At 70.4% G+C, this 23,842-nt stretch carries 18 protein-coding genes, 5 tRNA genes and 1 pseudogene; 14 read left to right on the plus strand and 10 right to left on the minus strand.

Annotated features, from left to right (window positions below; all coding sequences use genetic code 11):
* Nucleotides 1-54 precede the first annotated feature (54 nt).
* Nucleotides 55-696: a YceI family protein gene (locus tag ABR737_RS31740; RefSeq protein WP_350254211.1), complete on the minus strand. Its 642-nt coding sequence runs from the start codon at nt 694-696 to the stop codon at nt 55-57.
* A gap of 241 nt (nt 697-937) precedes the next feature.
* Between ABR737_RS31740 and ABR737_RS31745 the strand changes: the two genes are divergently transcribed.
* The 4 genes from ABR737_RS31745 to ABR737_RS31760 all read left to right on the plus strand — a co-directional run bounded on the left by ABR737_RS31745 (nt 938) and on the right by ABR737_RS31760 (nt 7,123).
* A complete protein-coding gene (locus tag ABR737_RS31745) occupies nt 938-3,379 on the plus strand; it encodes a polysaccharide lyase 8 family protein (RefSeq protein ID WP_350254212.1) in 2,442 nt (813 codons plus the stop codon).
* A gap of 218 nt (nt 3,380-3,597) precedes the next feature.
* A complete protein-coding gene (locus ABR737_RS31750) occupies nt 3,598-5,181 on the plus strand; it encodes an acyl-CoA carboxylase subunit beta (RefSeq protein WP_350254213.1) in 1,584 nt (527 codons plus the stop codon).
* Nucleotides 5,182-5,236: 55 nt separating this feature from the next.
* A complete protein-coding gene (locus ABR737_RS31755) occupies nt 5,237-5,446 on the plus strand; it encodes an acyl-CoA carboxylase epsilon subunit (RefSeq protein WP_350254215.1) in 210 nt (69 codons plus the stop codon).
* Nucleotides 5,447-6,466: 1,020 nt separating this feature from the next.
* Nucleotides 6,467-7,123 (plus strand): DUF4360 domain-containing protein, encoded by a 657-nt coding sequence (locus ABR737_RS31760; RefSeq protein ID WP_350254216.1) that lies wholly within the window; start codon nt 6,467-6,469, stop codon nt 7,121-7,123.
* Between the two features lie 142 nt (nt 7,124-7,265).
* On the opposite strand, the gene ABR737_RS31765 is transcribed toward ABR737_RS31760, so the two are convergent.
* The 8 genes and pseudogenes from ABR737_RS31765 to ABR737_RS31800 form a co-directional block, all read right to left on the minus strand.
* Nucleotides 7,266-7,844 (minus strand): GTP-binding protein, encoded by a 579-nt coding sequence (locus tag ABR737_RS31765; protein ID WP_159469791.1) that lies wholly within the window; start codon nt 7,842-7,844, stop codon nt 7,266-7,268.
* Nucleotides 7,825-8,415: a DUF742 domain-containing protein gene (locus ABR737_RS31770; protein WP_350254218.1), complete on the minus strand. Its 591-nt coding sequence runs from the start codon at nt 8,413-8,415 to the stop codon at nt 7,825-7,827. Before ABR737_RS31770 ends, ABR737_RS31765 begins: the two co-directional genes overlap by 20 nt.
* Nucleotides 8,416-8,499: 84 nt before the next feature.
* On the minus strand, nt 8,500-8,913 hold the full coding sequence (locus ABR737_RS31775; protein WP_018087204.1) for a roadblock/LC7 domain-containing protein: 414 nt from the start codon (nt 8,911-8,913) through the stop codon (nt 8,500-8,502).
* A gap of 10 nt (nt 8,914-8,923) precedes the next feature.
* Entirely contained in the window at nt 8,924-12,031 is a 3,108-nt protein-coding gene (locus ABR737_RS31780; RefSeq protein WP_350254220.1) for a sensor histidine kinase, read from the minus strand.
* 402 nt (nt 12,032-12,433) lie between these two features.
* Nucleotides 12,434-13,027, minus strand: a complete 594-nt coding sequence (locus ABR737_RS31785; protein WP_350254221.1) for a GTP-binding protein — start codon at nt 13,025-13,027, stop codon at nt 12,434-12,436.
* A complete protein-coding gene (locus tag ABR737_RS31790; RefSeq protein ID WP_030087818.1) occupies nt 13,008-13,418 on the minus strand; it encodes a DUF742 domain-containing protein in 411 nt (136 codons plus the stop codon). The genes ABR737_RS31785 and ABR737_RS31790 overlap by 20 nt, the downstream gene beginning before the upstream one ends.
* Before the next feature lie 104 nt (nt 13,419-13,522).
* On the minus strand, nt 13,523-13,945 hold the full coding sequence (locus tag ABR737_RS31795) for a roadblock/LC7 domain-containing protein (RefSeq protein WP_350254223.1): 423 nt from the start codon (nt 13,943-13,945) through the stop codon (nt 13,523-13,525).
* Nucleotides 13,946-17,717: pseudogene (locus tag ABR737_RS31800) on the minus strand (sensor histidine kinase).
* 605 nt (nt 17,718-18,322) lie between these two features.
* Here ABR737_RS31800 and ABR737_RS31805 point away from each other — a divergent pair.
* The 9 genes from ABR737_RS31805 (at nt 18,323) to ABR737_RS31845 (ending at nt 22,307) form a co-directional block, all read left to right on the plus strand.
* Nucleotides 18,323-18,499 carry a hypothetical protein gene (locus tag ABR737_RS31805; protein WP_350254225.1) on the plus strand — a complete coding sequence of 59 codons (177 nt, stop codon included), beginning with the start codon at nt 18,323-18,325 and terminating at the stop codon, nt 18,497-18,499.
* Between the two features lie 83 nt (nt 18,500-18,582).
* Nucleotides 18,583-19,356, plus strand: coding sequence for a fumarylacetoacetate hydrolase family protein (locus tag ABR737_RS31810; protein ID WP_350254226.1), 774 nt, complete (start codon nt 18,583-18,585; stop codon nt 19,354-19,356).
* On the plus strand, nt 19,349-20,830 hold the full coding sequence (gene gltX, locus ABR737_RS31815) for a glutamate--tRNA ligase (protein WP_350254227.1): 1,482 nt from the start codon (nt 19,349-19,351) through the stop codon (nt 20,828-20,830). Before ABR737_RS31810 ends, gltX begins: the two co-directional genes overlap by 8 nt.
* 84 nt (nt 20,831-20,914) lie before the next feature.
* Nucleotides 20,915-21,655, plus strand: coding sequence for an HAD family hydrolase (locus ABR737_RS31820; protein WP_350254229.1), 741 nt, complete (start codon nt 20,915-20,917; stop codon nt 21,653-21,655).
* Between the two features lie 87 nt (nt 21,656-21,742).
* Nucleotides 21,743-21,814 (plus strand) — tRNA-Gln (locus ABR737_RS31825).
* Nucleotides 21,815-21,871: 57 nt separating this feature from the next.
* Nucleotides 21,872-21,944 (plus strand) — tRNA-Glu (locus ABR737_RS31830).
* A gap of 89 nt (nt 21,945-22,033) precedes the next feature.
* Nucleotides 22,034-22,106 (plus strand) — tRNA-Glu (locus ABR737_RS31835).
* Between the two features lie 16 nt (nt 22,107-22,122).
* Nucleotides 22,123-22,194: transfer RNA gene (locus ABR737_RS31840), tRNA-Gln, on the plus strand.
* A gap of 40 nt (nt 22,195-22,234) precedes the next feature.
* Nucleotides 22,235-22,307 (plus strand) — tRNA-Glu (locus ABR737_RS31845).
* A gap of 44 nt (nt 22,308-22,351) precedes the next feature.
* On the opposite strand, the gene ABR737_RS31850 is transcribed toward ABR737_RS31845, so the two are convergent.
* Nucleotides 22,352-22,990, minus strand: coding sequence for a MerR family transcriptional regulator (locus ABR737_RS31850; protein WP_350254230.1), 639 nt, complete (start codon nt 22,988-22,990; stop codon nt 22,352-22,354).
* Between the two features lie 102 nt (nt 22,991-23,092).
* On the opposite strand from ABR737_RS31850, the gene ABR737_RS31855 reads away from it, so the two are divergent.
* Nucleotides 23,093-23,575 carry a DUF4188 domain-containing protein gene (locus ABR737_RS31855; RefSeq protein WP_350254232.1) on the plus strand — a complete coding sequence of 161 codons (483 nt, stop codon included), beginning with the start codon at nt 23,093-23,095 and terminating at the stop codon, nt 23,573-23,575.
* Nucleotides 23,576-23,842: the final 267 nt, after the last annotated feature.

A 23,842-nucleotide genomic window follows, 5' to 3' on the forward strand; every position in this document is an offset into this window, starting at 1 on the left:
CCCTCGGGGGAGAGGGGTGGTGCGGGGCCGCGGTCGTGTGGCGGGCCATGCGGGTCAGGCCTGCGGGGCGGCCTTGACGGCGGAGATGTCGAAGAGGAGCTTGACCTTGTCGCTGACCATCACCCCGCCGGTCTCCAGTGCGGCGTTCCAGGTCAGGCCCCAGTCGGAGCGCAGGATCTCGGCGCTGCCCTCGAAGCCCACCCGCTCGGCGCCGTAGACGTCGGTGGCCGCGCCGTGGAACTCCAGGTCGATGGTGAGCGGCCTGGTGACGTCGCGGAGGGTGAGATCGCCGGTGATGCGGTAGCGGTCACCGGACACCTGCTCGGCGGCGGTGCTGCGGAAGGTCATCAGCGGGAAGGTCTCGGCGTCGAAGAAGTCGGCGCTGCGCAGGTGGCCGTCGCGGTCCGCGATCCCGGTGTCGATGCCGGCGATCTTGACGTCGAGGGACGCGGTGGAGAGGGACGGGTCGGCGCCGTCGAGGTGGAGCGTGCCCTCGTAGTCGCCGAAGGTGCCGCGGACGTTGGTGACCATGGCGTGCCGGACGGTGAAGCCGATGCTGCTGTGGGCCGGGTCGATGGTGTAGTCGCCGGTCAGCGCCGCGAGCGCGGGGTCGGCGTCGAGGACGGCAGCACTGGTGGCGGCGGGGGCGGTGGTGTCGCCGGTGTCGGCGGTGCGCTTGCGGTGGAACAGAGCCATGGCTCCTCCTCGAAGACGGCGCACCGGCTCGGTGCGCAGATTTGTTTAAGCTTCAACGAGATTCACCGTAGCGCCATCTGGTTCAACATTCAACCTCTCTGGATGGGCGGGCTCCGCCGAGCGGGTGGCGGGCGGCGTTGCGGCGCGGTCATTGCCGCCCTCCGGCGGTGCGTGCTAGACCATCGGGAACTCCCAAGTGCGCAGCGCCACCCTCCAGTTGACGCCATGGAGAGGACCGACCGTGCCGCCTTTCCCCGCCACGCCCGTCTGGTCACGCCGAGGATTCCTCGCCACCGCCACTGCCGCCGCCACGGCGAGCGCGCTCGGCCTCACCGCCCACCCCGCCGCGGCCGGCCCCGGTCCGGCCATCGCTCCCGGGGACGAGTTCGCCACCCTCCGCGCCCGCTGGTGCGAGCTCACCCTCGGCAGCGGCTTCGACCCCGCCGCCCCGCCGTACGCCGCCGCCCTCCAGGAGACCGGCACCCTCGCCGACGCCTTCCGGGCGAGCATGCGGCCGGCCGCCACCTCCCTCTGGCCGGACTGCCGCTACGATCCGCCGTCCGGCATCACCCAGAGCTACAGCCGGCTCGCCACCATGGCCCAGGCCTACGCCCAGCCCGGCACCGGCCGCACCGGCGACCCCGGCCTCGCCACCGCCCTGCTCACCGGCCTCGACCACCTCGAAGCCACCGTCTACAACACCGCCACCACCCGCTACGGCAACTGGTGGGAGTGGCAGATCGGCAGCCCCAGACTCCTCCTCGACACCCTCGCGATCCTTGGTCAGCACCTGCCCGACGGCGGCCTCGACGACGCGCTGCGCGAGCGCTGCCTGGCCGCCGTCGACCACTTCGTCCCGGACGTCCTGCTCGGCGACTACACCGGGACCAGCACCGGCGCCAACCGCGTCGACCTGTGCCGGGTGGTCGCGCTGCGCGGCATCCTCGGCCGCGCCCCCGCCAAGACCGCCCTGGCCCGCGACGCCCTCTCGCCGGTCTTCCCCTACGTCACCCGGGGCGACGGCCTCTACGCCGACGGCTCCTTCGTCCAGCACACATGGGTCGCCTACTCCGGCACCTACGGCTATGTCCTGCTGGACGGCCTGGGCCGGCTGTTCACCCTGCTCGGCGGCTCGTCCTGGCAGGTCACCGACCCGGCCCGGCAGATCGTCCTCGACAGCGTCGAGCGGGCCTGGGCCCCGCTGCTCCACAACGGCCTGATGATGGACAGCGTCAACGGGCGCGCCGTCAGCCGCGGCTATCTCCGCAGCGACGAGCGGCACATTCTGCGCAGCGACCACTACCACGGCCATGCGCTGATCGCCGCCATCGCGCTGCTCGCCCAGGCCGCGAGCAGCGCCGAGCGGGACCGCTGGCACGCCATGATCAAGGGCTGGACCGTCCGGGACCGCACCCTGCCCGTCCTCACCGACCGGCAGTACCCGGTCGCCGACCTCGCCCGGCTCGCGAAGATTGCCGACGGCCCCGCGGCCGCCGCCCCCGAACCCGTCGGCCACCGGCTCTTCCCCGCCATGGACCGTGCCGTGCACCGCCGCCCCGGGTGGGCCGCCGGCCTGGCCATGGCCTCCGACCGCATCACGTACTACGAGAACGGCAACGGCGAGAACCCGCGCGGCTGGCACACCGGCGCCGGCATGCTCTATTGGTGGGGCGCCGACTTCGGGGGCGACCAGTACACCGACGCCTTCTGGCCCACCGTCGACCCCTACCGGCTCCCCGGCACGACCGTGTCCACCCGGCGGCTCGCCGACAACGAGGGCGGCGGCTGGGGCGAGCCCAAGCCCGCCGCGCGCTGGGTCGGCGGCACCACCGACGGGGAGTTCGCCGCGATCGGCCAGGACCTGCGCGGCCTGTCCTCGACCCTCACCGCCAGGAAATCCTGGTTCGCGCTCGCGGACTGCCTGGTCTGCCTGGGCGCCGGCATCACCGCCCGCGACGGAGTACCGGCCGAGACCGTCGTCGACAACCGCTGCCTGGGCGAACGGGGCACCGCCGCGCTCACCGTCGACGGCGTACGCCGGCCCGGCACGCTAGGCGTGACCACCTCCTTCCGCCGCGCCCACTGGGTCCACCTCGCCGGACACGGCGGCTACGTCTTCCCCGGCGGCGCGCCCCTCGAGGTGCTGCGCGAGGCCCGCACCGGCTCCTGGCACGACATCAACACGACCTCGTCCACCGAGCCGTTCACCCGCCGCTACCTCACCCTCTGGCAGGACCACGGCACCGACCCGACCGACGCCCGCTACGCCTACCTGCTCATGCCGGGCGCCACCGCCCGCACCCTCGCCGCCAGGGCCGCCGACCGGCGCTGGCTGACCGTGCTCGCCAACGACGCAGGCCGCCAGGCGATCGCCGTCGACCCGCTCGGCGTAACGGCCGCCAACTTCTGGCGGGCCGGCCGCGCGGGGCCGCTCACCAGCAGCGGCCCCGCGAGCGTGCTGGTGCGTGAGCGCCACGGGCGGCGGCGGCCGACCGCGCTGCTGTGCCTCGCCGCCCCGGAGCGCACCGGCGACCCGCTGGAAATCACCTGGTCACGGCCGGTGCGCGCGGTGCTCGCCCACGACCCGGCGATCGAGGTGCTGACCACCGGGCGCGCCCTGCGGCTGCGCTTGACGCCCGGCACGAGCTGCGCCACCCACACCTGCACGGTGCAGCTGGGCTGACCGACGCCGGGGACTTGGCCGATCAACCGGTCACCACAACATCGCTACCCTCCGGTTTGTGGGCCTCATACAGACGCGGGGAAGCGCCGCCACCCGAACGGAGGCCGGGACGCGGGGCCCGTACAGCACGGTTCTGTACTGCCTGCCCACCAAATCGCGTGCGACGTTGTACGAAACCGACATCGGTGCGGGGCGCCTCGCACACGTACCGTCGAGGCATGACCACTGTCGAAGATCTGCCCGCCGGCGCCAACGACGCCCGCGGGCGCGTCGCCGAGCTGCACGCCATCCGCGAGCAGGTCCGGCAAGGACCCAGCGAGCGGGCGACCGAAGCGCAGCGTGCCAAGGGCAAGCTGACGGCGCGCGAGCGGATCGAGCTGCTGCTGGACGAGGGTTCGTTCAACGAGGTCGAGCCGCTGCGGCGGCACCGGGCGACGGGCTTCGGCCTGGAGGCCAAGAAGCCCTACACCGACGGCGTGATCACCGGCTGGGGCACCGTGCACGGCCGGACCGTGTTCACCTACGCGCACGACTTCCGGATCTTCGGCGGCGCGCTGGGCGAGGCCCACGCCACCAAGATCCACAAGATCATGGACATGGCCATCCAGGCCGGTGCGCCGCTGGTGTCGCTGAACGACGGCGCCGGCGCCCGTATCCAGGAGGGCGTCTCCGCGCTGGCCGGCTACGGCGGCATCTTCCAGCGCAACACCAAGGCCTCCGGTGTCATCCCGCAGATCTCGGTCATGCTCGGCCCCTGCGCCGGCGGCGCGGCCTACAGCCCCGCCCTGACCGACTTCGTCTTCATGGTCCGCGAGACCTCGCAGATGTTCATCACCGGCCCCGACGTGGTGCGCGCGGTGACCGGCGAGGAGATCACCCAGAACGGCCTCGGCGGCGCCGACGTCCACGCCGAGACCTCCGGCGTGTGCCACTTCGCCTACGACGATGAGGCCACCTGCCTGGAGGAGGTCCGCTACCTCCTCTCGCTGCTGCCGGCGAACAACCGGGAGAACCCGCCGTCGGTGCCCTGCGAGGACCCCGCCGACCGCTCGGGTGACGCCCTGCTGGACCTGGTCCCGGCCGATGGCAACCGCCCCTACGACATGCGCAAGGTCATCGAGGAGATCGTCGACGACGGCGAGTTCCTGGAGGTCCACGAGCGCTGGGCGACCAACATCATCTGCGCGCTGTCCCGGCTCGACGGCCGGGTGGTGGGCATCATCGCCAACCAGCCGCAGTCGCTGGCCGGTGTCCTGGACATCGAGGCGTCCGAGAAGTCGGCCCGCTTCGTCCAGATGTGCGACGCCTTCAACATCCCGATCGTCACCCTGCTGGACGTCCCCGGCTTCCTGCCCGGTGTCGACCAGGAGCACGGCGGCATCATCCGGCACGGCGCCAAGCTGCTCTACGCCTACTGCAACGCCACCGTCCCGCGGATCTCCCTTGTCCTGCGCAAGGCGTACGGCGGCGCCTACATCGTCATGGACTCGCAGTCCATCGGCGCGGACCTGACCTACGCCTGGCCCACCAACGAGATCGCGGTGATGGGCGCCGAGGGCGCGGCCAACGTCATCTTCCGCAAGCAGATCGCCGAGGCGGACGACTCCGATGCCATGCGCACCCGCATGGTCAAGGAGTACAAGTCCGAGCTGATGCACCCCTATTACGCGGCCGAGCGCGGCCTGGTCGACGACGTCATCGACCCGGCCGAAACCCGCCACACGCTCATCCGGGCCCTGGAGATGCTGCGCACCAAGCATGCGGACCTGCCGGCCCGTAAGCACGGCAACCCGCCCCAGTAGCCACCCCCGCACCCGCTTTTGGCACTACGCCCACCGTGACGACGGAGAACACACCGTGAATCCTGCCCACCGCACCGACTCGATCCGCGTGGAGAAGGGCCAGGCCAGCGAGGAAGAGCTGGCCGCCCTGACCGCCGTCCTGCTGGCCCGCGCCGCCCATCGGCCGGCCGCCCCCACGCCGTCCCGCCCGCACGCGACTGCCGCCCGTTGGCGGCGCCTGGAGCGGCAGAGCGGCTTTCATGGGGCTACCAGCTGGCAGCGGTGACGCTTCGCTGATGTCGCCGACTAGGGGCCCCGCTTGCGGGGTCCCTAGGGCGCGTTTTGCCTACGGGTGCGTTGTGGCTGGGCGCGCAGTTCCCCGCGCCCCCTTGGTGCGCCGTCGCGTCTGTCTCAGTGACGCCGCTTGACGGGTGGGGCTGGCGCCTTGCGGGGTTCGTGGGTGCCGCGGGGGCCGGAGGGGACGCACCGGAACCCTCCCCCAGCCTTCGGCCGGGAGGTGCCCCCACGGCGCGGGCGGCCCTGGTCCATGCATTTGATTGCCCCGGCGTTCGCTCCGGTCCTGCGGGCGGGTCCCGGTACATCCCCTCCGGCCTTCGTGCGTTCCCGACTGCCAGCCGGTGGCACCGTCCGTCACCACACACATGCTGCCTCCGGCCAAGGAACACCTGAGGCGGGGTCGGCCGGACGATGACGGCCGGATGACGACGGTTGGGCGGCCGACAACCTGCACACCTGTCGGCCAGTTCCCTGCCAAGGGCTGGTGCGGCTGAGACCTGGCGGTTGGCCCGCGCCTTGCCAAGGGGTGAGCGGGTGTTGGCCGTAACGGTGATTGGTACGGCGGGACGGTCGCCGACGGACGGCGGTCGGAGGGGATGTCCGGTGCCCCGCCCGCAGGACCGGAGCGAACGCCGGGGCAACCAATCACACGTACCAGATGCGCCCGCGCCGAGGACGGGGTACCGGGCGTCCCCTCCGACCCACCACCCACAACGACTGGGCGAAACGGCCCCAGCCACCGGCAACCCGCACCCGGATTCAGCCGCCACTCGCGCCCCCTTGAGGGATATACCGCCCAACACGCCCTCAACCACCGTGATATGGCGCCTCATTACTTTTCGGACCTGGTATTCCGGTTTGGCAGGTGGTGTCCGGATCAAGGCGTAGGTTCACCCCAACCATGGGGAGCAGAGCTGTTCAAGCCGCTCCACCCGTGCTGGCATGCGCTCGTCAACCCACTCCTGGCGTTCCCGCACCGCGGGCCCTAGGACGACCGGAAGGAAAGCCCATGCTCAGCACGCTCAGTGCTGGTGCCGCCGTGGCATCGTTGCTCCTCGCCGGATCGGCATCCCCCACCACCGCCACCCGGTTCGGCGACGACCCGCCGAGCGGCAAGATCACCATTACCGTCGCCACGGTCAACGGTTCGGGCTGCAGACCCGGCAGCGCCGCCGTGGCCATCGCCCCGGACAACACCGCCTTCACCGTCACGTACAGCGAGTACCTCGCCCAGGCAGGCGCCGGCAGCAAGCCGACCGACTCCCGCAAGAACTGCCAGATCGCGCTGAACGTGCACGTCCCGCAGGGCTTCACCTACGCGGTCGCCCGGGCCGACTACCGGGGCTATGCGTCCCTGGCCCCGGGGGCCAGAGGGCTGGAGCAGGCGGGCTACTACTTCCAGGGCCAGCAGCAGACGGCCCGTAAGAGCCACACCTTCGTCGGCCCCTACGACTCCAACTGGCAGACCTCGGACGAGACCGACGTCGACGCCCTGGTGTACGCCCCCTGTGGCGAGGAGCGCTACTTCAACATCAACACCGAGATGAGGGTGGACGCCAAGTCGGCGGACCCCAAGGCCACCAGCTACATGGCCATGGACTCCACCGACGGCAACATCAACACGGTGTACCACTTCGCATGGAAGGAGTGCCCCGCGCGCAAGTGAGCCCCGGCGCCGGCCCAGGTGCCCGTACAGCGCCGTGTACGGGCACCTGGCACGACGAAGGCCCCCGCACCAAGAGGTGTGGGGGCCTTTCGTCGTACGGGGCGTGCGGGCACGGGGAGCCCGGACGCGTCCCGTGGACCGCTCAGCGCAGCCGGGCCATCAGTGCGTGCTCCACGAGCGTGATGAGCGCGCTCTTGGCCTCGCTGCGGTGCCGGGCGTCGGTCACGATGATGGGCGCGTCCGGGCCGATCTGCAGCGCCTCACGCACCTCGTCCGGCGTGTAGGGCTGGTGTCCGTCGAAGCCGTTGAGGGCGATGACGAACGGCAGGCCGCTGTTTTCGAAGTAGTCGACCGCGGGGAAGCAGTCGGCCAGCCGGCGGGTATCGACCAGCACCACGGCGCCGATGGCACCGCGGACCAGGTCGTCCCACATGAACCAGAAGCGGTCCTGGCCCGGCGTACCGAAGAGGTACAGGATCAGGTCCTGGTCCAGGGTGATCCGGCCGAAGTCCATCGCCACGGTCGTGGTCGTCTTGTCCGGCGCGTGCGTGAGGTCATCGATCCCCGCCGAAGCGGAAGTCATCACGGCTTCGGTACGCAGCGGATTGATCTCTGAGACGGCCCCGACGAACGTGGTCTTGCCCACGCCGAAGCCGCCCGCCACCACGATTTTCGCGGAGGTGGTGGAGCGGGCTGCACCGCTAGAGCTTGCGAAGTCCACTGAGCACCCTTTCGAGCAGTGTCACATCTGGCTGTCCGCCGGCGGTCTCGTCCCCGCCGGGCTGATGGATGGCGACGAGTCCGGCCTCCGCCAGGTCGGCGACGAGGATCCGGGCGACGCCGAGGGGGATGGAGAGAAGCGCGGAGATCTCGGCAACTGACTTGATCTCGCGGCAGAGGTGGCAGATGCGCTGGTGCTCCGGCAGCTGGCCCTGCATCTTCGCGGGGTCGGCGGTCGTGCTGACCAGTGCCTCGATGGCGAGCTGGTAGCGCGGCCTGGTCCGGCCTCCGGTCATGGCGTACGGGCGCACGAGCGGGTTGTTCGAGCCCATGGGGGAGGGCTCGGGAGCGCGTCGCTGCGGCTGCACCGGCTGGATGCGCGGTGCCTGCGGCTGGTCGTACACCGATGGCTCGTACGGCTGGGAGTCGTACGGCCGGGGCTGCTGCTGCGGGGGCCGCTGCGGCCGGCGGCTCGGCGCAGACGGGAAGTTGAAGCGGTTGTTATGGGTCTCGCCCACAGGCCCGGACTGCTGTCCGGAACCATACGGGTATCCGCTCGGGGGCGTTGCCACGTCTCCTCCTCCAACTTGCCTGTCTGACGCCGGTCGCGCCACCGAACCATAAGGCGCGGTGGCGGGAAACGCACTGCCTGTCTTTTAGTTGAGAAGGCTGCCCTGCAGTTCGGCACGCAGATCCGGCGTCAGTACCGTGCCCGCGCGGTCGACCAGCAGGGCCATCTCGTAGCCGACCAGGCCGATGTCGCACTCGGGGTGTGCGAGCACGGCCAGTGACGATCCGTCCGAGACGGACATGATGAAGAGGAAGCCGCGCTCCATCTCCACCACGGTCTGATTGACGCTCCCGCCCTCGAAGATGCGGGACGCGCCGGAGGTCAGCGAGGTGAGGCCGGAGGCCACCGCCGCCAACTGATCGGCTCTGTCACGAGGGAAACCCTCGGACATGGCAAGGAGCAGCCCGTCCGCGGAGACCACGACCGTGTGGGACACCCCGGGGGTGTTGTCCACGAAGTTGGTGATCAACCAGTTCAGATTCTGCGCCGCCTGGCTCATCGGGCTCACACTAACGCTCCTGATCGTAGGTGCTGCCGGGGCCGAAGCCCTGTTGGTCATTCTGGGGGACCCCGGAGGGGTCCGTGCCGACGTTGCGTCCCTGCTGGACACCGCGGCGCAGGTTACTCAGCCTGCCGCGGACGTCCTCCGGGGCGCGGGAGACCTGAGGGCCGCCCTGCGGCGTCTGCTCCGCGGCACCTTCGACCAGGTTGGCCTTGGGCACCCGCCGGGGGAGACCGGAGGAGGTGACTCCGCCCGCCTTCGGCTCGCGCAGCCGCTCCGCCCTCTCCCAGCGATCATCATTGGAGCTGCGCCAGTCGGAGCCGTCCTGGCCGGTCTCCGGCGTGCTCCGCTGCTGCTGCACCTGCGGTGCCTGCTGGTCGCGGCCTCCGCGGCGCGGAAGGCCGGCATCCGTCAGCGACGGTGCGTCGCTCGGTGTGGGGCCCGGACGCTCGAATGGTACGCGCTCGGGGGCGTCAGCGGGAGCGGCAGTGGTATTCCGGTCGGATTCCGCTTCGGTCCCGAAGTAGCCCTCGAACGCCGGGCGTTCGGGCCAGTCATCCGACGGTGCCGCTTCACCGGAGACGAAAGGCTGCTGGCCCGTGGTCTCGGCGAAGCTGCCCTCGCCGAACGCCTGGTGGCCGTGGGCCCGGTCGTCGTAGAGCGGTTGATCGGCTTCCGCATATGCCTGGGGCGGGTAGTCCTGGTAGGTACCGGGAGACTCCTGGTAGCCACCGGCGGACGGTACCTCGTCACGGAAGAGCGGACGCTCGTCCCCCTGGTACTCGGCGGACTGCTCACCGCCCGTCTGGGCTTCCAGGGCTGCCCGGCGCTCCTCGCGGAGCAGCGAGCGGCCCATCATGTCCAGTTCCGCGCCGTCCGTGCGGCCGTAGCGGGTGTCGTCGAAGCCCAGCTCGGCGGCGGTGCGCTGATGGGTGTCGTACGACGCCTGCTGGTGCTCCGGAACGATTCGGGAGACCGTGAAGTCGTCGTCGTACTGCTCCTCGCCGCCACCACCGTGGGTGATCGCCTCGGGCAGCATGACCAGGGACGTGGTGCCCGCCTGCTCGCCGGAGGGGCGCAGCTGCACCCGGATCCCGTGCCGGTCGGCCAGCCGGCCGACCACGAACAGGCCCATGCGCTGGGAGATCGCGGCATCCACACTCGGCGGGTTGGCCAGCTTGTGGTTGATGTCCGCGAAGTCCTCGGGGGTGAGCCCGATGCCCTTGTCATGGATCTCGATCATCACCCGGCCGTCGGGCAGCCGGGTCGCGGCGACCCGCACCTTGGTCTGCGGGGAGGAGAACGTGGTGGCGTTCTCCAGCAGCTCGGACAGCAGGTGCACGAGGTCGGTCACGGCGGTGCCGTGGATCTCGCTCTCGGGGACGCCGGTGAGCTCTATTCGCTCGTAGGACTCGACCTCGGAGGTCGCCGCCCGCAGGACATCGATCAGCGGCACCGGCTGGTTCCAGCGCCGGCCGGGCTCCTCGCCCGCGAGGATGAGGAGGTTCTCGCCGTTGCGCCGCATACGCGTGGCGAGGTGGTCGAGCCGGAAGAGGCTTTCCAACTGGTCCGGGTCCGCCTCGTTGTTCTCCAGGTCGGTGATCAGCTCCAGCTGGCGCTCGATCAGACCCTGGTTACGGCTGGAAAGGTTGGTGAAGATCGCGTTGACGTTGCCCCGCAGCAGCGCCTGCTCGGCGGCGAGCCGGACGGCCTCGCGGTGCACCTGGTCGAAGGCGCGGGCGACCTCGCCGATCTCGTCGGTGGTGGAGATCGGGATGGGCTGCACACGGGTGTCGACCCGGCCCGGGTCGGTCCGCGAGAGCTGGTCGACCAGCATCGGCAGCCGCTGCTCGGCGATGCCGAAGGCGGCGGTGCGCAGCTGGCGCATGTTGCGGCTCATCCGGCGGGCCATGAGGCCGGCCACGATGAACGCGATGATCAGCGCGGCCAGCACGATGCCGGAGTCGACGAAGGTGGACTGCTTGGCGTCCTCGGCGATCTGGTCCGCCTCGTTCACGGCCTTGTCCGCCAGGTCCTTCTCGATGGACCGGTACATGTCGAACTTGACGGTCGCAGCCGCGAAGTAGCTGTCCGAAGTGATGCCGCGCGCGCCGAGCGTCTCCGGCGCCGCACCGGTGGCCATCAGCGTGGACATCTGGTCGATCGACGGCGGGGTGCGGAACGGCCGGCCGGCGGCCTGCGCCTGCGCCTTCGCCCGTGCAATCTTCTGCTGTGCGGCCTGCTTGAGTGCCCTGGCGTCCTTGTTGAGCCGCTCGACGTCCTCCGGCGTACCGCCGGAGGTGTACTCGCCGATGGAGATGCCTTCCAGGTAGCGGTACGACGCAAAGGCGGTCAGCTGCAGCTTGTGCTCCTTGCCGCCCTGCGGGGTCGCCGGGTCCACCAGGAGGTGGGTGCCGATGGAGCGCTCAAGGGACTCGGCGGCCTTGGCCAGCGCGATGGCGTAGACCGTACGACCGTAGGAGGTGATGTTGCCGGTGCCCAGGCCGAGTTCGTTGGCGAACTCGTTCAGCGGGTGCTGGACCTCGACATAGCCCTCTTCGGTCTGCACCCCGTGCAGCCGGGAGGTGTAGGCCGCCTGGCGCAGCTTCTGGAGCTTGGGCTCGGCCTTCTCGAAGTTGGCGAGACGGCGCTTGAGGCCCGGCTTGTCCGGCATGGCCTTGGCGGCCTGGTGGAACCTGGCGGCGGCGGCGTCGGTGGTGTCCCGCGCCTGCTGGACGACGGGGTCGTCCTTCTTGCCCTTCAGCAGCGGCGCCGCGGTGCGGTCCCGCTCGTCGACCAGGGCGGTGCTGTAGGAGAGCGCGGCGCGCACCAGCTTCGCGGTGTTCTCCGCGTCCTGCGCTTCCTGCCAGGTGCCGAACGAGCTGTCCACGCGCAGACCGCCGAAGACCAGGGCGAGCAGCACGGGGATCAGCAGAATGGCGTTCAGGCGGGTCGCCACGCGCCAGTTGCGCGGGGAGTACTTACCGCCACTGACCGGAGGCTTCGCGACCGTATTTTCGGGCGCGTCGGAAGCCGGTAGGCCACCTCTGGGTGGCGGGGTGAAGTTGCCCCGCCGCGATTCCTGCGGCTCGGGGCTCGCCTTGCTTCGCCTCACTCGACCAACAACCTCTCGGCGCCGGCACTGATTTGCTGTGCCGTTTCTTCTGGGCGTTCCTACTCCGGAGTTTCAGCGAATTTCAGCACGTCAGGGCGGTGCGTTCCAAACACTGGGTAAAGGCGGAGCGGGGCCGAAAGGGCCTGAGATAAAAGGGGCGTTAAGGGCGAGCGGCGCCAAAATGCAGGAGATCTGTGAGCGCAGCGAAGCCGGGCATGCGCGCGGGGTGTCGAAACCACGCTGATTCACTGTCGAAACGTTATGAAGCAAATTTGATGGCGTGTCGAAGGACACAGATCCACTCACGGATGCCGGGAACCCGGCCCGGGCAGGGGGGAACGCCCCCGCCGGTGACAACTGCCGTACGGCCCGCTCCCGGTGCGGGAGCGGGCCGCCTGCGCGCTACTGCAGCCGGGCCATCAGCGCGTGCTCCACGAGTGTGATGAGCGCGCTCTTGGCCTCGCTGCGGTGCCGGGCGTCGGTCATGATGATCGGGGTCCCCGGGCTGATCTGCAGCGCCTCACGCACCTCTTCGGGCGTGTGCGGCTGATACCCCTCGAAACCGTTGAGGGCGACGACGAACGGCAGACCGCTGTTCTCGAAGTAGTCGACCGCGGCGAAGCAGTCGGCCAGCCGGCGGGTGTCGACCAGCACCACGGCGCCGATGGCACCGCGGACCAGGTCGTCCCACATGAACCAGAAGCGGTCCTGGCCCGGCGTACCGAAGAGGTACAGGATCAGGTCCTGGTCCAGGGTGATCCGGCCGAAGTCCATCGCCACGGTCGTCGTGGTCTTGTCCTGGACGTGGCTGAGGTCGTCGATCCCCGCCGAAGCGGAGGTCATCACGGCCTCCGTGCGCAGCGGATTGATCTCTGAGACGGCCCCGACGAACGTGGTCTTGCCCACGCCGAAGCCACCCGCCACCACGATCTTGGCGGAGGTGGTGGCGCGGGTGCCGTTCCCGTCGGAGTTGCTGTCAGAGCTTGCGAAGTCCACTGAGCACCCTCTCGAGCAAGGTCACGTCCGGCGTACCGCCGGCCTCACCGCTGCCGCCGGGCTGGTGGATCGCCACCATTCCGGCCTCTGCCAGGTCCGCGACCAGAATCCGCGCCACACCCAGCGGGATGTGCAGCAGCGCGGAGACCTCGGCAACCGACTTCACCTCACGGCACAGGTGGCAGATCCGCTGGTGCTCGGGCAGCAGCCCGGGCAGCTGAGAGGGGTCGGCGGTCGTGCTGACCAGTGCCTCGATGGCGAGCTGGTAGCGCGGCCTGGTCCGGCCTCCGGTCATGGCGTACGGGCGCACCAGCGGCTGGTCACCTTCGCTCCCGTACGGCGCTTGGCTGTAGGCGCCGTACGGGCCGGAAGTGGCAGGTGGCGGGGTCATGGGTCCTCCGGGCGGGACAACTGACGTGTCGTCGGGTTGGGCCGGTGGGGGGTGCGGCACATGGGTGGTTGGGTGCTGAACGGTGCGGCGCTGCGGGCGCCGCTTCAGTGCAGCAGGCTGCCCTGCAGTTCGGCGCGCAGATCGGGCGTCAGGACGGTGCCTGCGCGATCGACCAGCAGCGCCATTTCGTAGCCGACCAGGCCGATGTCGCACTCGGGGTGTGCGAGCACGGCCAGTGACGATCCGTCCGAGACGGACATGATGAAGAGGAACCCCCGCTCCATCTCCACAACCGTCTGGTTCACCGTCCCGCCCTCGAAGATGCGGGACGCGCCGGAGGTCAGCGAGGTCAGGCCGGAGGCCACCGCCGCCAACTGATCGGCACGGTCGCGGGGGAAGCCCTCGGACATCGCGAGGAGCAGTCCGTCCGCGGAGACCACCACCGTGTGCGACACCCCGGGGGTGTTGTCCACGAAGTTGGTGATCAACCAGTTCAGATTCTGCGCCGCCTGGCTTATCGGACTCAACTAACGCTCCTGCTGGTGTGTGGGATCGACAATGCCGTGATTGCCGGTGGACGACGTCCCGGCCTGCCGGCCTTGCTGGATACCCCGACGGAGATTGGTCAGCCGGCCCCGCACGTCGCCGGGCGCACGCGAGACCTGCGGACCGCTCTGGGTGGACTGCTGCTGCGCGGTGCCCGCGACGAGGTTCGCGCGCGGGACCCGGCGGGGCAGTCCGGAGGTGGTGATGCCGCCCGCGGCGGGCTGGCGGATCTGCTCCGCCTGCCGCCAGGTCTCGTCGTTCGGCGAGCTGCGCCACTGCGTGGCCTCGGCGGGCGCCGCGTTGCGGGCGCCGTTGACCGGTGCCTCGCCGCGGGCGCCGCCGCGTGTCTCGCCGTCCTGAGCGGACTCGCGGCGCGGCAGCCGCGGGGCCTCGGGCTCGGCGGCACCCTGGGGCGGCACCCCGGCAGCGGTGGCCGCGGGGGTGTTGAACCAGTTGGACTCGATGGTGTCGAAGATCGGCGTACGGCCGTCACCGGGACCGGCGTCCGCGTTGCCGAGCACATCGGCGGACGGCGCACCGCTGTCCTGCGGCTGCGGCGCCGGGAACTGCCCGGTGCCCTGCGACTCGTCGGCGTACGCCTCGCGCTCGGCGTCCGGCCGCCGGTACTGGCCGGTGTTGCTGCCGGGCTGCTCGTACTGGCCGGTGTTGCTGCCGGGCCGCTCGTACTGGCCGGTGTTGCCGGCAGGCCGCTCGTACTGCCCGGTGTCACTGCCGGACTGCGGGAACTGGCCCGTCTCGTACTGGCCGGTGTCGTACCGCCCGGCGTCGTACTGAGCCGTCTCGTACCGACCGGTCTCGCGCTGACCCGTCTCGGGCCGGCCCGAACCGGTGTCCGGCACGGCGAACTGCCCGGTCTGCCCGGTGTCGCCGCGCTCGTTGCCCGCACCCCGGCCGGCGAGACGCGCGCCGGGCCGGCCGCGGCCGCCCTGGGAGCCGTCCGCGGAGGGCGGGCGGACCGTTGAAGTCGGGACGGGCGAACGCCGCGGTGTCACCGGGGCCGCCGCTCGTCGGCGCGGGCCGCTCGAAGCTGCCGGTGCTCTCCGGTTCTTCGTGGCCGCGGGGCCGGTCCTGCGCCTCGCGGGGTGTCAGCGGCCAGTCGTCGGAGCCGCCGCGCTCACGGCGCGCACCCCAGCTCGTACCGCCCGGCTGCGAAGTGCCCTGGCCGCCCTGGCCGCCGGCCGGAGAACCGCCCGGCAGTTCGGCAGCGGGACCCCGGGCCGGGAGCTGCGGACGCTCCTCACGGCGCGGTGCACCGGTGGGCGGTGCCACGGTGGGCGCCGGGCCGTTGTCCGCGCCGCGGGTGGGCAGCGAGGGACGCGAGTCGCCGGGACGGCCGGCGGCCGGGCGGGCGTCGCCGCCGCGCGCCGGGGCGCCGGGCGAGCCCGCGCCGGGAGGTGCCGTACGGCCTGCCGGTGCCGAGGCACCGAAGGCGTTCGGCGCACCGCCGCCGGGGCCGCCACCGGGCCCGCCGCGGCCGGGCAGCGCGGGGCGCCCGCCGGCCGTGGGACCCGAGCCGACCTGACCGCGCGGCTGCAGCCCCGCGAGTCGGCTGGACTGCCCGCCGCCGTGGTCGCCGGCGGCCTTGGCGTTGCTCGGTGCCGGCTTCTTGCCGCCCTGGGCGACATCGACCGGCAGCATGACCAGCGCGGTGGTGCCGCCGGAGTCGGAGGGCCGCAGCTGGATACGGATGCCGTGCCGCAGCGACAGCCGGCCGACCACGAACAGACCCATGCGCCGGGACACCGAGACGTCCACGGTCGGCGGGCTGGCCAGCCGCTCGTTGATCGCCGACAGGTCCTCGGGCGACAGGCCGATACCGGTGTCGTGGATCTCGACCAGCACTCGGCCGTCGGGCAGCGCGTGACCGGTGACCTTGACCTTGGTCTGCGGCGAGGAGAACGAGGTGGCGTTCTCCAGCAGCTCGGCGAGCAGGTGCACGAGGTCGTTGACGACCCGGCCCGCGACCTCGGTCTGCGGAACGGCGTTGAGCTCGATCCGCTCGTACTGCTCCACCTCGGAGGCGGCGGCACGCAGGACGTCGACCAGTGGCACCGGCCGCGTCCACCGGCGCCCCGGCTCCTCACCCGCGAGGACCAGGAGGTTTTCGCCGTTACGGCGCATGCGGGTGGCGAGGTGGTCGAGCTTGAAGAGGGAGGACAGCTGGTCCGGGTCGGCCTCGCGGGACTCCAGTTCGGAGATCAGCGAGAGCTGACGCTGGATGAGGCCCTGCGAACGGCGCGAGAGGTTGGTGAACATCGCGTTGACGTTGCCCCGCAGCAGCGCCTGCTCGGAGGCGAGGCGGACCGCCTCGCGGTGCACGTCGTCGAAGGCCGCGGCCACCCGGCCGATCTCGTCCCGGCTGTGCACACCGACCGACTGGACGGAGGTGTCCACGTCCTGCGGGTCGGACTCGGACAGCTGCCTGACGAGCTCGGGCAGCCGGTCCTGGGCGACCTTCTGCGCGGTGTCCTGCAGCCGGCGCAGCGAGCGGACCATGGACCGGGCCACGACGAACGCGCCGACCAGCGAGACGCCCAGGACGAGCAGGATCAGCGCACCGCTGATGATCGCGGACTGCTTGGCCTCGTCGCGCAGCTCGCGGGACTTCTGCTCCATCTCCGAGAGCAGCGTGGTCTCGATCCGCGACATCTCGTCGATCTTGACGGTGTCGGAGTCGTACCAGTCGAGGTAGCGGTAGTCCTGGCTGCGGATGCCGGAGCCGCTGGTGAAGGCGCGGTGCGCAAAGGCGACCGCGGCCTTGATCTCGTCGTTGTTGCCGTCCAGACCGCGGGTGAGCGCGCCGGCGTTGTTGGTGTAGATCTGCGAGAAGCGGTCGCGGGCCGCCTTCTCGCTGTCCTCGGCGTTACGGCCGGCCAGCCGGTCGTTGGCGGACAGCTGGGGGCCGCCCTTGTGGGCGAGGCCGGCGCTGACCAGGGCGCGCTGGATCGACGCGTACTCCTTGGCCGACGAGAACGCCGCCAGCGCACGGGTACTGCGGATCATCTCCGGGTTGCTGGTCGCCTGCGCCATGTCCTGGGAGAGCGAGAGCAGCGAGTTGATCAGCTGGTTGTAGCTGGTGACGGTCCGCGCGGAGTTGTCGCCGTCCTTGTAGGCGTTGGCGCGGATCTCGTTGAGGGTGTTGAGCTGGCGGCCGATCTCCAGAACGGTCGCCCGGACACCGGCCATCGTGGCGTCCTGGCCCTGGATGTCACCGGTGGCCTGGTTGAACGACAGCTTGGCGCGGTCGGTCGCCTCACGGGGCGCGATGACGTTCGCGTCGTCCTTGGAGTTGCCGCTGCCGGCCAGCGGACCGGCCGACTTGTCCCGCTCCGCCTGCAACGCGTCGGCGAGTTCGGTCGCCTGCCGGGTCATCTCGGTGAGCAGCTGCATCTTGTCGAGCTGGTCGATGTTCTCCATCGACGTGCCGATGCGCATACCGCCCAGCGTGGTCGCGGCGACCACGGGAAGCGCGAGCAGGGACACCAGACGGGTACTGATGCGCCAGTTGCGCAACGCTATTCGCGAACCGGGGCCGCCGGTGCTCTTCGGCGCCTTGGCCTTGCCGCTGTCCGCAGCGTCATTGCCCGGCGCCTGACCGCCTCCGTCGACGGGCAGAGTGCCCCCGGCGGAACCACTGCTCTGGGCGCGCTGGGGCGAGGAGGCGCGGTCTGTCCCGCCGCGCAGCTCCGGGTCCGCCGCAGCGCTGCCATCCCTCTTGAAACGTCCCTGCACTAGCGTCGCAACCTCTGGACCAGGCGTCCCACCTCGGCGGGACGGTGTCGAGTCGTATGGGGGACCGCTGAGTCCCCCATGGCGGTCGTGAGTGACCGGCGGGCTTCCCTCTCTGGCCGAGAGGGCGGCACCACCGCGCGGCGCTACGTTGCGCCCTGCGCGCCGGCTGAAACGTGCGGCGGTCCGTGGAATTCCAGCACAGTGCAGGATCTCCAACAAGAGCGGAACCGCGCACTGTGACGTGGGTGACGCAATGTACGGAGCACGTCACGACTTGTAGAACGTGCCCCTGTTCATAACGGACGTTTGCCCGCGAGTCGTTCACTCGCAGCGGCTGTCCCAGGTGCGGTGATCGGGAGCGGAACGTGCAGTTCAATCCGTCAATGTCCGTTTCGCCCTGGGATGTTGATCATGGAAAATGCGGCATTTGTCGCACGGTTCGTGAGCAAACTCACAGGAAGATCATTGAGTTTCCCAGCACTTCGCAGGGAATAGCGTGCATAGCCTGACGCTTTACACAGTTGCCGGATGTGACAAGGCAGCTTTCGGCAGGCCCTTTCCCGACCTTTGATGACGCGAGGCAAGCAGCAGTGAAGACGACGACGATGTTCCGCAACATAGCCAACCCGCGGCGCACCACCCTGGCTCACCTCAACGACGCCGGCGAGCTCGGCACCGAGGCACTCCAGGCGCCGCAGCACACCGTCGACCTGCCGGCCCAGACCGCCAATCCCCGCCGCACCGTCCTGATGGACGCGCCCGCGCAGGACGTCCCGGCGTAAAGCGTCACCGGATCAGCAGCGGCCCCGCGATAGCCTGGAGTGTCAACTCCGGCCAGTGATCAATTGAGGGGCAGCGGCAACCCGTGCGCATCGCCAGATTCTCCATCGACGGCAACGTCGGCTTCGGCGTCCTCGAAGGCGACGAACTCGACGTCATCAAGGGGCATCCCTTCGCAGAATTCGAGCGCTCGGGCCAGAAGGTCCCCCTCGACAAGGTCCGGCTGCTGCCGCCCGTTCTGCCCAACAAGATCGTGGCGATCGGCCGCAACTACGCCGATCACGCCGCCGAGCTGGGCAACGCCGTCCCGGACGTGCCGGTCACCTTCTTCAAGCCGTCCACCTCGGTGACCGGCCCCGGCGACCCCATCGCGTACCCCTCCTTCTCCCAGGAGGTGCACCACGAGGCGGAGCTCGCCGTCGTGATCGGCCGCATGTGCCGGGAGGTGCCCCGCGAGCGCGCCAAGGACGTCATCCTCGGCTACACCTGCGCCAACGACGTCACCGCACGCGATGTGCAGCAGCGTGAGAAGCAGTGGGCCAGGGCCAAGGGCTTCGACAGCTCCTGCCCGCTCGGCCCCTGGGTCGAGACCGGGCTCACCCCCGAGGACATCGCCGCGGGCCTCGCCGTCCAGTGCACGGTCAACGGCGAACAGCGCCAGCTCGGCCGCACCAGCGACATGGTCCGTCCGGTCGAGGACCTGATCGTCCACATCACCGAGGCGATGACCCTGCTCCCGGGCGACGTCATCCTCACGGGCACCCCCGCCGGGGTCGGCCCCCTCAACGTCGGCGACGAGGTCGCCGTCACCATCGAAGGCATCGGCACTCTCACCAACAAGGTGATCAAGCGTGGCTAACGCGACCCCCGTCCGCGTCCGTTTCTGTCCCTCCCCGACCGGTAACCCCCATGTCGGCCTGATCCGTACCGCCCTGTTCAACTGGGCCTACGCACGGCACAACAAGGGCACCCTGGTCTTCCGGATCGAGGACACCGACGCGGCCCGCGACTCCGAAGAGTCCTACAACCAGCTGCTGGACTCCTTCCACTGGCTCGGCTTCGACTGGGACGAGGGCCCCGAGGTCGGCGGCCCGCACGTGCCCTACCGCCAGTCGCAGCGCATGGACCTCTACAAGGACATCGCCGGCAAGCTGCTCGCCGCCGGCCACGCGTACCACTGCTACTGCACCACTGAGGAGCTGGACACCCGCCGCGAGGCCGCCCGCGCCGCCGGCCGCCCCTCCGGCTACGACGGCAGCTGCCGCACGCTCACCGACGAGCAGAAGGCCGCGTACGAGGCCGAGGGCCGTACCTCCATCGTCCGCTTCCGGATGCCCGACGAGCCGATCACCTTCACCGACCTGGTGCGCGGCGAGCTGACCTTCACCCCGGAGAACGTCCCGGACTACGGCATCGTCCGCGCCAACGGCGCCCCCCTCTACACCCTCGTCAACCCCGTCGACGACGCCCTGATGGAGATCACCCACGTCCTGCGCGGCGAGGACCTGCTCTCCTCCACCCCCCGCCAGATCGCCCTGTACAAGGCGTTGATCGAGCTGGGCATCGCCAAGGCGATCCCGGCCTTCGGCCACCTGCCCTACGTCATGGGCGAGGGCAACAAGAAGCTCTCCAAGCGCGACCCGCAGGCGAACCTCAACCTCTACCGGGAGCGCGGCTTCCTCCCCGAGGGCCTGCTCAACTACCTTGCGCTGCTCGGCTGGTCCTTCTCGGCGGACCAGGACCTCTTCTCCGTCGCCGAGCTGGTCGAGAAGTTCGACATCGCGGACGTCAACGCCAACCCGGCCCGCTTCGACCTGAAGAAGGCCGAGGCGATCAACGCCGACCACATCCGGCAGCTGGACGTGAAGGACTTCATCACGGCCTGCGAGCCCTGGCTGAAGGCCCCGCACGCCAACTGGGCCCCCGAGGACTTCGACGAGGCCGCCTGGCAGGCCATCGCCCCGCACGCCCAGACCCGCCTGACCGTCCTCTCCGACATCACCGCCAATGTCGACTTCCTGTTCCGCAAGGAGCCGGTCGAGGACGAGGCGTCCTGGACGAAGGCGATGAAGGGCGACCCGGTCGCGCTGCTCACCACGGCCCGCGCCAAGCTCGACGCCGCCGACTGGGCGTCCGGCCCCGAGCCCCTGAAGGAGGCCGTCCTGGCCGCCGGCGAGGAGCACGGCCTCAAGCTCGGCAAGGCACAGGCCCCCGTCCGGGTGGCGGTCACCGGCCGCACGGTCGGCCTGCCCCTCTTCGAGTCCCTGGAGATCCTGGGCAAGGAGCGCACCCTCCAGCGCATCGACGCGGCCCTGGCCAAGCTGGCCGGCTGACCCGCGGCAGCGCCCACGGGCCCGGACGCCGCACGGCTTCCGGGCCTGTGGCCTGTCCGGAGCGCCGGGAGCTACATTGCCGGTATGCCCGTGCGCGCTGTCCTGTGGGACCTTGACGACACCCTCTTCGACTACACCGGCTCGGACCGGACCGGTGCGCTGCGGCACCTGCGGGCCGAAGGGGTCCTTGCCGCCCACGGCGGCGAGGAGGCGGCGCTGGAGCGCTGGCGGACGGTCATGGAGACCGAGTTCGCCCGTTTCCTCGCCGGCGAGGTGGGCTTTCTCGATCACCGCAGGGCCCGGGCCCGGACGTTCCTGGGGACCCCGCTGCTCTCCGACGCCGAGGCCGACGCCTGGTTCGGCCGGTACGTCGCCCATTACGAGGCGTCCTGGGTCCTGTTCCCGGATGCCGCGCCCGTACTGGAGGCGCTGGCACCGCTGGTGCGGCAGGCGGTGCTGTCCAACGCCGCCACCGCCAACCAGGAGCGCAAGCTGGCCGTCCTCGGGATCCGGGAGTCCTTCGAGGCGGTGCTCTGCGCGGATGAACTGGGGTACGCCAAGCCGGCCGCGGAGGCATTCCACGGCGCCTGTAAGGCGCTTGGCCTAACGCCCGGCGACGTGGTCTACGTGGGCGACAAGCTCGATATCGACGCGCTCGGCGCCCGGGATGCCGGGCTGACGGCCGTATGGCTGGACCGTGCGGGCACTGGGGAGGGGGCCGGGGAGCCGCCGCCGCAGGGCGTGCGGCGGATCGCGGACCTTGCGGAGCTCCCGGAGCTGTTGCGCGAAGTTACCGGTTTTGGTGCGCCGTCCACGATCAGGTAATGTTCTTCCTGCGCCGCCCGAGAGGGCCGAAAGGCCCGGCCGGAAAGCGCAAACCAAACAAACCCCCCACGGGGGGTTGAGTTTTGGTGGGCTATGGTGTAATTGGCAGCACGACGGTTTCTGGTTCCGTTAGTCTAGGTTCGAGTCCTGGTAGCCCAGCAAGAGATCTTTCGGTCCACTGTGATCGTGTGGAAGGTTTCTTGATCGCAGTACCAGGCCCCCGTTGTGTAGCGGCCTAGCACGCCGCCCTCTCAAGGCGGTAGCGCCGGTTCGAATCCGGTCGGGGGTACAGATCCTTCCTCTCCGTCTCCTTCGGGTCGCTCCCGAATGCGACGATGTAGAGCCCACGCGACTCCGGTTGCGTGGAGGATCGCTAGGGCCCCCGTTGTGTAGCGGCCTAGCACGCCGCCCTCTCAAGGCGGTAGCGCCGGTTCGAATCCGGTCGGGGGTACTGGTCTAAACCACCATGGGCTATGGTGTAATTGGCAGCACGAGTGATTCTGGTTCATTTAGTCTAGGTTCGAGTCCTGGTAGCCCAGCGCGGTGTGTCCTCGGGACACGTCAACTGCAGGAAAACTTGCCCCCGTTGTGTAGCGGCCTAGCACGCCGCCCTCTCAAGGCGGTAGCGCCGGTTCGAATCCGGTCGGGGGTACAAGAAGGAGAAGCCCTCCGCATCATGCGGGGGGCTTCTTCGTGTCAGCTTCCGCTGCCGAAGCGCTTGTTGGACTCCTCCGACTCCGCCAGCCGGCGCAGGCTCAGCAGCACCGGTTCGTAGAGCACGGTCAGGGCCACCGCCGCCTCCACCTGCTCCTCCCGCGTCGCGAACTCCTCGAGCACGTCCAGGTCCGCGACGGCGAGTTGTTCCGCCTGGCGCGCGTACGGCAGCAGATGCGCGGTGTCGCAGGCATAGCCGAGGCGGTCCAGTGCCGTGATGGCGGTGACGAGCATGCCGAAGGCGGGCGAGGTGGCGAGGCCGGAGCGCCAGCCGAGGAGTTCCAGCAGCTCATCGGCGGTGTTCCGGGCGGCGGCCGTTGCCGGGTCCGTTTCGTCGGGCTCCGGGCCGCAGGGGAGTGCCCGGACGGCCGCGCCCAGCCGGTGGTGGTGGTCGAGCGAGTCGTCCTCGATGGCGGCCAGGACCTCGCGCGCTGTGGTGACGGGCACCCGGCCGACCTGGATCAGGGCCCGGACGAGCCGGAGCCGGCGCAGATGGTCCTCGCCGTACTCGGACTGGGTGGCGGTGATCCGGCGGCCCGGCGGCAGCAGCCGTTCGCGCAGGTAGTACTTGATCGTCGGGGTGGGTACCCCGCTGCGCTCGCTCAGCTCTGCCAGTCGCATCCCTTGTGCACCTTTCCCTTGCATTCCCTCTTGGAGAGTGTCACTATCCAAGCATGGATAGTGATGCTATCCAAGGTGTCCGGTGTGACGAAGGGGGCTGTCATGAGCGGCAAGCCGATGCAGGGACGGATGACGGCGGACGGTGAGGGCGGCGTGGTGGTCTTCCTCATCGGGATGCGGATCAACAGCTGGTGGGCGGTGCGGAGTTGGCTTCCGGTGTTCCTGGCGATGCCGCGCATGATCAAGGAGCTGGCCCGTGACCGGGGCCGCGGATTGCTGGGCTACCGCCTGCTCCCCGGGCTCCCGAGGAATCTGGGCCTCATCCAGTACTGGGAGTCGAAGGAGAAGCTGCTGGCGTACGCCGCGGACCAGGGCGGCGAGCACCGCCCTGCCTGGGCGGCGTTCAACCGCCGGGCCCGGGAGGGGCGGGACAAGGTCGGCTTCTGGCACGAGACCTATGTGGTCCCGGCGGGCTCGTACGAGAGCATCTACGTCAATATGCCGTCGTTCGGGCTGGGGGAGGCCCGGGGGACGGTGCCGGTCGGCCGCCGCGGGGAGCGGGCCGCGGACCGGATGGCGCCCTGAGGGCCCGGGGTGACCCCGCGCGGACTGTCCGCGCGGGGCCACCCCTTTTCGGTATGTGGGGCCGCGTCCGGCAGCGGCCCTTGTCCCGGCCCGCCCTGCCGCGGGGCGCTCAGCCGGTGCGTTTTCGGTATGTGTGGCCGCAGCTCACGGCGGCCTCTGCTCTGGCCTGCTCCGCCGCGGGGTGCTCAGCCGACGGGCGGCCTTTTTCGGCATCGTGACCGCAGCCCGCACCCCACGGCGGCCCCTGCCCCGGCCCGCCCCGGCCGC

The organism is Streptomyces sp. Edi2, from assembly GCF_040253635.1.
In the GTDB taxonomy this organism is placed as follows: Bacteria; Actinomycetota; Actinomycetes; order Streptomycetales; family Streptomycetaceae; genus Streptomyces.

What these genes read in the sequence shown, in the direction of transcription:
- ABR737_RS31740 (WP_350254211.1), bottom strand. Translation starts at nt 696, where the DNA reads ATGGCTCTGTTCCACCGCAAGCGCACCGCCGACACCGGCGACACCACC.
- ABR737_RS31750 (WP_350254213.1), top strand. Translation starts at nt 3,598, where the DNA reads ATGACCACTGTCGAAGATCTGCCCGCCGGCGCCAACGACGCCCGCGGG.
- ABR737_RS31760 (WP_350254216.1), top strand. Translation starts at nt 6,467, where the DNA reads ATGCTCAGCACGCTCAGTGCTGGTGCCGCCGTGGCATCGTTGCTCCTC.
- ABR737_RS31775 (WP_018087204.1), bottom strand. Translation starts at nt 8,913, where the DNA reads ATGAGCCAGGCGGCGCAGAATCTGAACTGGTTGATCACCAACTTCGTG.
- ABR737_RS31790 (WP_030087818.1), bottom strand. Translation starts at nt 13,418, where the DNA reads ATGACCCCGCCACCTGCCACTTCCGGCCCGTACGGCGCCTACAGCCAA.
- ABR737_RS31805 (WP_350254225.1), top strand. Translation starts at nt 18,323, where the DNA reads ATGTTCCGCAACATAGCCAACCCGCGGCGCACCACCCTGGCTCACCTC.
- ABR737_RS31820 (WP_350254229.1), top strand. Translation starts at nt 20,915, where the DNA reads ATGCCCGTGCGCGCTGTCCTGTGGGACCTTGACGACACCCTCTTCGAC.
- ABR737_RS31850 (WP_350254230.1), bottom strand. Translation starts at nt 22,990, where the DNA reads ATGCGACTGGCAGAGCTGAGCGAGCGCAGCGGGGTACCCACCCCGACG.
- ABR737_RS31855 (WP_350254232.1), top strand. Translation starts at nt 23,093, where the DNA reads ATGAGCGGCAAGCCGATGCAGGGACGGATGACGGCGGACGGTGAGGGC.